The sequence below is a fragment of the Oleiagrimonas sp. MCCC 1A03011 genome (genome assembly GCF_003267965.1).
GTDB lineage: Bacteria > Pseudomonadota > Gammaproteobacteria > Xanthomonadales > Rhodanobacteraceae > Oleiagrimonas > Oleiagrimonas citrea.
Genome location: NZ_MSPY01000030.1, coordinates 1 through 1454 on the forward strand (window position 1 = coordinate 1; position 1454 = coordinate 1454).

General features: G+C 64.2%; 1 protein-coding gene. It reads left to right on the top strand.

Annotation, left to right across the window (positions count from 1 at the left end; genetic code table 11):
- The first annotated feature begins 87 nt into the window (after window positions 1–87).
- The gene (locus tag BTJ49_RS15200; protein WP_113066266.1) at window positions 88–1104 is read left to right on the top strand and encodes an IS110 family transposase; all 1017 of its coding nucleotides are present in this window, start codon (window positions 88–90) and stop codon (window positions 1102–1104) included.
- Window positions 1105–1454 lie beyond the last annotated feature (350 nt).

Sequence of the window (1454 nt, forward strand, 5' to 3'; positions counted from 1 at the left end):
CCCTGAAGACTCATGTCGCCGCCCCCTGCGCGAGGCGGTACGTTTGTGGTTCCTACACCCAAGCGTCGCCCGCGACAGGAGGCAGCCATGTCACTTTACGCAGGGATCGACCTGCATTCCAACAACAGCGTGCTGGCGGTGATGGACGAGGCTGGCAAGCCTTTGCTGCAGTGCCGTCGTCCGAACGATCTTTCGCGCATCCTGGCTGACTTCGAGCCCTTCCGTGCCGAGCTGGCCAGCGTGGCCGTCGAATCGACCTACAACTGGTACTGGCTGGTCGACGGCCTGATGGAACACGGTTACGACGTGCGCCTGGTGCACACCTCGGCCGTGCCGCAATACGACGGCCTCAAGCACGGCAACGACCACTCCGATGCCCTGCATCTGGCCCAGCTGCTGCGACTGGGATTGCTGCCCGAAGGCTACATCTACCCGCGCGAGCAACGCGCCACGCGTGATCTGCTGCGCCGGCGCTTCATGCTGGTGCGCCAGGCCGTGCAACTGATGCTGGCGATCCAGTCCAGCTTCAGCCGCAGCACCGGCAAGCAGTTGTCGGCCAACGCCCTGCGCCGCATCGCACCGGATGAACTGGAAGCGCTATTCCCGGACGTGAGCACACGCTATGGCGTGCTGCTGCAGTACAAGCTGTGGCTGACGCTGCAGGAGCAGATCAGCAGCCTCGAGCAATGGGTCCGCAAGGATCTGCCCCGACCCGGTGACCTGATGCGCCTGCGCAGCGTGCCGGGCATCGGTCCGATCCTGGGCATGACCATCGCGCTGGAGACCGGCCCGATCGAACGCTTTGCCTCGGTGGGCGAGTACGCCTCGTACTGCCGCATGGTCGAGAGCGTGCGCCTGTCCAACGGCAAGAAGAAGGGTCGAGGCAATCGGAAAAGTGGCAACCGCTACCTGTGCTGGGCGTACATCGAAGCGGCCAACTACGCGACCCGCTTCCATCCGCAGATACGAAGCTGGTACGACCGCAAGAAAGCGACGAAGCACCGGGTGGTGGCGATCAAGGCCGTCGCGCACAAGCTGGCGCGGGCGTGCTACCACTTGCTCAGGGACGGCACCGAGTTTGATCCGAAGCGTGCCTTCGGCTGATCGTGCCGGCGGTCGCAGACCGGAACTGGTGTTTGGCTTTGAGCCAGTGATCCTGAATGGTCGTGATCGCCGGCCACCATGTAGCAGGCAGGACCGCACGCGGACCGAGCCACGAAGGGTTGGGACCTAGAGCCCGTCATCCTGTGCAGCGCAAGCGCGCACCTGGACGGATCCCGCGTTGACCGACGAGTGTTTGGCTGACAACCAGAACGGTGACTGGCGCGATCCTCCCGCCGGAAAAAACGCAGCGGAAGTCGGACCGATGGCTACGTGGCACCGATCTCCCCGGCAGCGGGGCGACGGGCGCTTATGGTTCTATTGACAGGCGGCGGCGAAATGGTGACACCATT

What these genes read in the sequence shown, in the direction of transcription:
- BTJ49_RS15200 (WP_113066266.1), top strand. Translation starts at nt 88, where the DNA reads ATGTCACTTTACGCAGGGATCGACCTGCATTCCAACAACAGCGTGCTG.